General features: G+C 45.8%; 5 protein-coding genes. 3 read left to right on the forward strand and 2 right to left on the reverse strand.

Annotated elements, in window-relative coordinates; genetic code table 11:
• Positions 1 to 224 precede the first annotated feature (224 nt).
• Positions 225 to 734: a tRNA adenosine(34) deaminase TadA gene (gene tadA, locus FFR00_RS21385; RefSeq protein WP_137675444.1), complete on the forward strand. Its 510-nt coding sequence runs from the start codon at positions 225 to 227 to the stop codon at positions 732 to 734.
• A 223-nt stretch (positions 735 to 957) separates the two neighbouring features.
• On the opposite strand, the gene mltF is transcribed toward tadA, so the two are convergent.
• A complete protein-coding gene (mltF, locus tag FFR00_RS21390) occupies positions 958 to 2,427 on the reverse strand; it encodes a membrane-bound lytic murein transglycosylase MltF (protein ID WP_137675445.1) in 1,470 nt (489 codons plus the stop codon).
• 179 nt (positions 2,428 to 2,606) lie between these two features.
• Here mltF and purL point away from each other — a divergent pair, with 179 nt between their 5' ends.
• Positions 2,607 to 6,500 carry a phosphoribosylformylglycinamidine synthase gene (gene purL, locus FFR00_RS21395; RefSeq protein WP_137675446.1) on the forward strand — a complete coding sequence of 1,298 codons (3,894 nt, stop codon included), beginning with the start codon at positions 2,607 to 2,609 and terminating at the stop codon, positions 6,498 to 6,500.
• A 66-nt stretch (positions 6,501 to 6,566) separates the two neighbouring features.
• On the opposite strand, the gene FFR00_RS21400 is transcribed toward purL, so the two are convergent.
• Positions 6,567 to 8,228, reverse strand: coding sequence for a methyl-accepting chemotaxis protein (locus FFR00_RS21400; protein ID WP_137675447.1), 1,662 nt, complete (start codon positions 8,226 to 8,228; stop codon positions 6,567 to 6,569).
• Between the two features lie 191 nt (positions 8,229 to 8,419).
• Here FFR00_RS21400 and FFR00_RS21405 point away from each other — a divergent pair.
• Positions 8,420 to 8,502 (forward strand): valyl-tRNA synthetase (locus FFR00_RS21405; RefSeq protein WP_137675448.1); only part of this gene is annotated, 83 nt, incomplete at its 3' end.

Below are 8,502 nucleotides of genomic sequence, written 5' to 3' on the forward strand. Positions count from 1 at the left end.
AGCGATATACAACACGATGAGACCGCACCTGAGTTTAAATATGGAAACGCCCAATCAGGTGCATAATAGAAAAGGCCAGCTACTGGAGCTGGCCTAAAAACCGTCAATCTATTTTAGGACGGGTCAGTTGTATTGTGAATGAGTTAAAGCCGGAGTTGCTGGCTTTTGTCTATCACTGTTCGGGTTTACAATATGCCCCCTAATTAAGCTTGAGAGACATCGTTTTGGAATACACTGATATTGACTGGATGAACTATGCACTAAACTTAGCAGCGAAAGCTGAGGCTCAGGGCGAAGTACCAGTGGGAGCAGTGGTGGTTTACCAAGGCGAGGTGGTGGGCGAGGGGTGGAATCAAACCATTACGCTAAATGATGCTACTGCTCACGCAGAAGTGCTTGCATTGCGCGAGGCAGGCAAAAAGATAGGTAATTACCGACTATTAGACACCACGCTTTACGTTACCCTAGAGCCTTGCTCTATGTGTGCGGGTGCAATGGTGCACGCCCGTGTGAAGCGCTTAGTGTTTGGTGCCAGTGATTTAAAAACAGGTGCGGCCGGAAGTGTGTTCAGTATTGTTAATTGTGAGCAGCTAAATCATAAAGTAGAGATTGAAGCTGGTGTGTTAGCTGAATCTTGCGCTGATACTATTAGTCGTTTTTTCCGCAAGCGTCGTGAACAACACAAGCTGCGAAAAAAACAACAGAGCAGTGATTTACCCAGCGACGCTGACTAAACCCATTTCAGACAAAACAAAAGAACGTTGTCTTAATAAAACCTTACGATGCTGACGAGCCAGTTGAATGCGGCGGCGTGGCGAGTGAAGGGTAACGCGTTTTTTTCTAATCATACTATCTATCCTCTCCATTATGTTAGGCAGGACGCTTACTGTTTTTAATCTCCATTGTAGATTAAGCACAAAACATGACAGTATTGTGACAAATCGTCAAGATTATTCTCTAATTATTGGAGTTAATCTCTGTTTTATTCGGAGTGGTTACTGGATCTGTAGGGTTATTCACTGGGTAAGGCGCGCGATTCTTCATTAACTCCTGGCGTCGCTGAGACTCTTTTCTTTGAGCATCTAACCACAGTAAGCTTTGATAATATTGACGAATATTGTTCACATAGTTATAGGCTTCTTGGCCGCGAGCATAGCCATAGCGAGTCTGTTGATACCACTTTTTACGCATCAATAGCGGTAAATTTTCCTTCACATCTACCCAAGCGTCGGGATCTCCACCACGCATTCTAGTAATTCGTCTGGCATCTAACATGTGGCCGAAACCAATGTTGTAGGACACCAAGGCAAACCAGATCTTGTCATCTTCGCGCACGCTGTCGGGCACGCGATTAATTAACTTTTGTAAATACTCGGCTCCACCACGAATGCTTTGCTCAGGATCAAGCCGATTGGTCACTTTCACAGACTTAGCCGTGGGAAGGGTTAACATCATCATGCCGCGTACACCGGTAAACGATTTAGCGTGCGGGCGCCAATGAGACTCTTGATAAGAGACCGCGGCAATTAAACGCCAATCGAGCTGCCCAGCATATTGTTTAAACCAGTCTTCGTACTTCGGCAGGCGAGTGGTGGTTGAGCGTAAAAAGGCGCGAGTATCAACATAGTCAAAACGTTGAATATGGCCAAAATAACGCTCATATAAACGAGTAATACCACCGCTGTTGTGCTTCTCTCCAATAAACTCGATTAAGGCGCTATACAAACTGTCATCACGAAGCCGGTTAACCATCCATACCACTGACGTAGATTTGTTGAGAGTAAAGGCCTCGGCAAGATCTGGGTAAAAGCGCTGATGGAGCGCTAAGGTGGTATCGTCGACTAAGGCGAAGCGGATTTCCTCATCCACAATGCTTTTAAGTAGTTCGCTACTATCCAGTCGGTCAGTCACCTCTATGCTCAGCTCAGGGTTTTCTTTGCGGTAACTTTTTAATAAAGGCTGGTGATAACTGCCCGAGGTGATCCATAACGGTGAGTCTACTTGGCTAATATCGCGGGGGCGGCGGGTATTTTTCTTGTAAACAACTTTGGCATCAACACGATAAATTTCAGGAGAGAAGCGAAAATTCTCACGTAGCGCATTGGTGGGGGATAAAGCTGCACCTAATAAATCTACCTGCTTGTTGTGCAAGCCTCGGTAAAGTTCGGTTTGGTTATATAAAGGCACCATTTGTAGCTCAACACCAAGGTAAGCTGCAAAGTCCTCTAGCAACTCATACTCCATGCCGGTAGGTTGCTCGTGCTGGTCGTAATAGAAAACTTGCTGACTATACAGCGTTCCCACGCGTAATTTTCCGCGTTGGCGAATTTGCTCTAGTTCAGAGACAAAAGGTTTGGGTTCGCAGCCTTGCAAAAGAAACAAAGCGAGCAACGCTAAGAGCAGGGTGAAGCGTTGCTGTTTAATCATCAAATTTGTTTTCCACACTAATATTTTTATTCGATTTTATGGATATCCGCCTAGCTGTCTAGCTTTAAGCGCGGTTTTCCTCGTTAAGCTAACGTTTTGTTTACCATTGTCGCAGTTTTTATCTATAATACGCGCAATTTTCCCCCTCCCACCTCCATCTGGAAAAGCGAGCCATAAATATGTTGGTACTACGTGGTGCACCTGCACTGTCTGATTTTCGAATTGCACAACTGTTAAAACGTTGCGCAGAGCAAGACCTTCCTGTTACTTCTATCTATGCTGAGTTCATGCATTTTGCTGATATATCTACAGATTTAAGTGATGCTGAACAACAAGTATTAGACAAGTTATTAACCTACGGGCCTACCATTGCAGAACACCAGCCAACTGGAAAACTGTTATTGGTTACTCCTCGCCCTGGCACAATTTCTCCTTGGTCTTCAAAAGCCAGCGACATTGCTCATAATTGTGGATTAACCAACGTACAACGTTTAGAGCGTGGTATTGCTTACTACGTAGAAATCAGCAGTGAGTTAAGCGAATCACAAGGCGCTCAATTAAACAGCTTGATTCATGACCGTATGATGGAAGCGGTATATGCAGAGGTGGAACAAGCAGCTGCGTTATTTGAACACGCTAGCCCAGCACCTTTTACATCGGTAGATATTCTTAGCGGTGGCAAACAAGCTTTAGAGCAAGCTAACCAAGAGTTGGGTTTAGCCTTAGCTGATGACGAAATTGACTACTTAGTAGAAAATTTTGAGAAAATGAAACGTAATCCTAATGATGTAGAGCTAATGATGTTTGCCCAAGCAAACTCTGAGCACTGTCGTCATAAAATCTTTAATGCCGATTGGACAATTGATGGGGTAAAACAACCTAAATCTTTGTTCAAAATGATTAAGAATACCTACGAGCTAAACAGCGATTATGTATTGTCGGCGTATAAAGATAATGCCGCGGTAATGACTGGCTCTGTAGCGGGGCGTTTCTTCCCAAATTCAGACACCAAGCAATACAACTACCATCAAGAAGATATTCATATTCTTATGAAGGTAGAAACGCATAACCACCCAACGGCTATTTCTCCATATCCTGGAGCCGCTACTGGCTCTGGTGGAGAGATTCGCGACGAAGGTGCTACTGGTCGTGGTTCTAAGCCTAAATCAGGCATGGTGGGCTTTACCGTTAGTAACTTGCGTATTCCGGGCTTTGAACAAACTTGGGAAAGTGACTTTGGTAAACCGAGCCGTATCGTTAACGCCCTAGAGATTATGCTAGAAGCTCCGCTAGGTGGCGCTGCTTTTAACAACGAATTTGGTCGACCTAATATTCTTGGCTACTTCCGTACTTACGAAGAGCAAGTAGAAAGCTTTAACGGCTTAGAAGTTCGTGGTTATCACAAACCGATTATGTTGGCCGGTGGTTTAGGTAACATTCGCGAAGACCACGTAGAAAAAGGCGAGATCCCGGTTGGTGCAAAAATCATTGTTCTGGGTGGCCCAGCAATGAATATTGGCCTAGGTGGCGGCGCGGCTTCTTCAATGGCTTCTGGCCAATCGAGTGAAGATTTAGATTTTGCCTCGGTACAGCGTGAAAACCCAGAAATGGAACGCCGTTGTCAGGAGGTTATCGACCGTTGTTGGCAGCTAGGTGACGCGAACCCTATCGCCTTTATTCACGATATTGGTGCAGGTGGTTTATCTAACGCTTGTCCTGAATTAGTAAACGATGGTGGCCGCGGTGGCATTTTTGATTTACGCGCGGTGCCAAATGACGAGCCTGGCATGTCGCCTTTAGAGATTTGGTGTAACGAGTCGCAAGAACGTTACATGCTTGCTGTAGCACCAGAGCACCTAGCTGTATTTGATGCCATTTGTGAGCGCGAGCGCGCGCTATATGCAGTGATTGGTGTAGCAACTGAAGAAATGGATTTAGTCCTGCACGATTCGCACTTTGGCAACGATCCTATTCGTATGCCGTTAGAGGTTCTGTTAGGCAAAGCCCCTAAAATGCATCGTGATGTTAAATCAGCTCGCTTTAACGGCCCTGGTTTCAACTCTGAAAAAGTAGACTTAAGCGATGCGGCCGAGCGTTTGTTGCGTTTGCCGGCAATTGCCGAGAAGACCTTCTTAATTACCATTGGTGATCGCAGTGTTACCGGCTTGGTGGCTCGCGATCAAATGGTTGGCCCTTGGCAAGTACCCGTAGCGAACTGTGCTGTAACAGCAGCCAGCTATGATACTTACCATGGCGAAGCTATGTCGGTTGGTGAGCGCACCCCTGCGGCACTGATTGACCACGCTGCCTCAGCCCGTTTAGCGGTAGCAGAAGCACTAACCAACATTGCAGCGACTAATATTGGTTCGCTAAATAATATTAAGTTATCGGCTAACTGGATGTCTGCAGCGGGTCACCCTGGTGAAGATGCTGGTTTGTATGAAGCGGTTAAAGCGGTGGGTGAGGAATTATGTCCTGCACTAGGTTTAACCATTCCGGTTGGTAAAGATTCAATGTCGATGAAGACGGCTTGGCAAGATGAAGGCCAAGATAAGTCTGTGACTTCGCCGCTTTCATTGATTATCAGTGCTTTTGCCAAAGTTGAAGATATTCGCCTAACGGTGACTCCTCAGCTGCGTAATGACCTTGGTGATTCAGACTTAATCTTAATCGATTTAGGTCAGGGTAAAAACCGCATGGGCGCGTCGTGTTTAGCGCAGGTTTATAAACAGCTAGGCAATAAGGTGCCTGATGTTGATTCACCTGAGCTGCTTAAAGGTTTCTTTAATGCCATTCAAGCACTCACTGCTGATCAAAAACTATTGGCTTACCACGACCGTAGTGACGGTGGTTTATTTACTACTGTGGCAGAAATGGCCTTTGCAGGACATTGCGGCGTAAATGTAGCCTTAGATTTGCTCGCTGGAGACAGTGTAGAAGCACTATTCAATGAAGAATTAGGTGCGGTAATTCAGGTTAAAACTGAAGACAAAGAAGCAGTACTTAATGTGTTAGCAGGTCACGGCTTAGCCTCTTGCAGCCATGTAATTGGTTCACTGAACGATGATGACGCTATCCGCTTTACCCGCAACGGTGAAGTGGTATTGGCTAATACCCGCACTCATTACCGTGGTGTTTGGGCTGAAACCACTTACCAAATGCAAGCGCTGCGTGATAACCCAGAGTGTGCAAAACAAGAGTTTGACGCTAAGTTTGATGCGGCAGATCCTGGTTTGAACATTGGTTTAAGCTTTGACATTAATGAAGACGTTGCTGCGCCTTTCATTGTTAAGGGTTTGAAGCCTGAAATGGCGATTTTGCGCGAGCAAGGCGTTAACTCGCATCACGAAATGGCCGCCGCCTTCGACCGCGCTGGTTTCGCTGCAGTAGACGTACACATGAGTGACATACTCGCTGGCCGTGTGAGCTTAGAACAGTTTGCCGGTTTAGTGGCTTGTGGCGGTTTCTCTTACGGTGACGTATTGGGTGCTGGTGAAGGTTGGGCAAAATCGATATTGTTCAACGAACGTGCTCGCGAGCAGTTCACTAACTTCTTTGAGCGCAACGACTCATTTGCACTGGGTGTGTGTAATGGTTGTCAAATGTTGTCTAACCTCAGTGAGCTGATTCCTGGTGCCGACTTGTGGCCTCGTTTTGTACGTAATGAATCAGAACGTTTTGAAGCGCGTTTCAGCTTGGTAGAAGTACAGCAATCACCGTCGATTTTCTTAAACGGTATGGCTGGTTCACAAATGCCTATCGCGGTATCTCACGGAGAAGGCCGCGTAGAAGTGCGTGACCAAGCGCATTTAGACGCCTTAGCTAACAGTGGAACCGTGGCCTTACGCTACGTGGATAACTATGGCGAAGCTAGCACGCAATACCCAGCTAACCCGAATGGTTCGCCGCTAGGTATTACAGGTTTGTCTTCAAAAGATGGTCGAGTGACTATTATGATGCCTCACCCTGAGCGCGTATTCCGCACCGTAGCGCACTCGTGGCATCCAGATGACTGGCGCGAAGATAGCCCGTGGATGCGTATGTTCCGTAACGCACGCGTTAACGTAGGTTAATCAAACGTTAGCGAGTAAAAAGCCACCATAGGGTGGCTTTTTTATTGGGCGATCCAGTGATTGTGATTACAAAGTAAAGCGTTTAATGAGTTCTTCGAGTTGTTCGGCACGCTGTTTTAGGTTCAAACTGCCGCTCCGGTTTTCCTGGGCCAAGCCAGCTGATTGACTGGATTGGTCAGCAATATGTACGATGCGTTGAGAGATTTCTTGGCCTACGTGGCTTTGCTCCTCAGTGGCAGTCGCGATTAAGGCGTTCATATCCATAATGTGCTGAATTGAATCTTTAATCAGTTGCAGGGCTTCACTAGCAGCATTGGCCCCTGTTACCGCTTCTCCACTGCGTTCTTGGCTGCTGTCCATGGCAGATACGGCTGCATCGGAACCGCTTTTTAAGCGCTCAATCATGCCATGAATTTCGCCAGTACTTTGTTGGGTGCGACTGGCCAGTTGACGTACTTCATCTGCAACAACCGCAAAGCCGCGACCTTGTTCGCCAGCCCGAGCGGCTTCAATGGCTGCGTTTAAGGCTAACAAGTTAGTTTGTTCGGCAATGCCTTGAATCACACTTAATGCAGACGAAATATTTTGCACATCACCTTCTAGCTTAGCGATAACCTCACTGGCTTGGGCAATTTCATTTGCTAACGATTGCACAGTCGCCGCAGCGCTATCTACGGTGGTCATGGCCTCTCCAGCGCTATTATCTACTTGTTGAGCAGAGTTTGCGGCTTGATTGGCGTTGTCTGATACATCATGAGCAGATGCGGTCATTTCTGTCATAGCGGTGGCCACTTGCTCGGTTTCTTCACGCTGCTCAACCAACAGCTGGTCTACCGAGTTGGCTCTGTCTGACATAGATGAGGTTTCCTTTGAGACGTCTAAGGCAACTTTACCTACCATGCTGATGATTTCATGTAGCAATTCAATAAAGGCATTGAAGTTACCCGCCAATTGACCAAACTCATGAACATAATCGGTCTTAAGGCGAGCACTTAAATCGGCTTCGCCGGAGGCTAATTTAGCAAAAGACTGATTCAAGTCTTGCAGCGGCGCCATAATGCTTCGGTTAATGAAGTAGCTAATTAACACAGCAAGCCCCAGTAATGCCGCACCCGTAAGGAATATGAAAAACATCGACGATTCTAAGCTAGCTTGTGCTTCTTCTTCCAGTTTTGTGATGAGGGCATCAACATCATCGGTGTAAAACCCGGTGCCAATAAATATATCCCACTTATCTAAATAAATGGCGTAACTAAGCTTAGGAAGCGCTTTATTACCGCCAGGCTTGGGAAAGTAGTAGGTATAAAACTCACCTGATTTAGACGCTTTGAGTAAATCGCGAATGATGTACTGATTTTGTTTATCTTGTAAGGACCAAAAGTTATCGCCAATACCCTTATCATTTTCGCCTAGCAGCACTCGTGTACCGGTTTTGTGGTAGCCAAATAGATAACCTGATTCGCCATACTTTAGGCGTTTAAGTGTTGGCATAGCTTGCTCTAAGCTGCCACCGCTTTCGTAAATGCTGGCGACTGATGAATAAGCCATGTCCATATAAGCTTTTAGCTCGGCTTTTTTCATTTCCATCATGTTTTCTTGAGTTTCTGAGGACTGAGCTTGGCTGAGTGATTTGGTTTCGTTGTAGCTTAGATACAACATGCTGGTAGCAAGAATAAGAACTGGCCCTAGGGCTAAAACGAGTAAACGTTGGCGAATTGTAAGAGACATAGTTGGATCCTGTCTTGTTGATTTTTATTAGAGGTCTTTTTTATTATTCGGCAAGCTAACGCAAGGCCTTAGTCATTTTTGTGAATTATTCAGGCTAGTTAACAATTGATATAAAAAGCCTCAAATAAATTGAGACTTTTTGTGAGCGACTGTCCCGTCCGGAAATAGGTTGACATAAAGAGGACTTCTTTATGACAACACCCATTAACTCAAGCCGTAAGCGCACACAACGAGATTACACCTTAGCCTTTAAATTAGGTGTCGTAGCGCGCAT

The organism is Agarivorans sp. Toyoura001, from assembly GCF_005405585.1.
Classification (GTDB): Bacteria; Pseudomonadota; Gammaproteobacteria; order Enterobacterales; family Celerinatantimonadaceae; genus Agarivorans.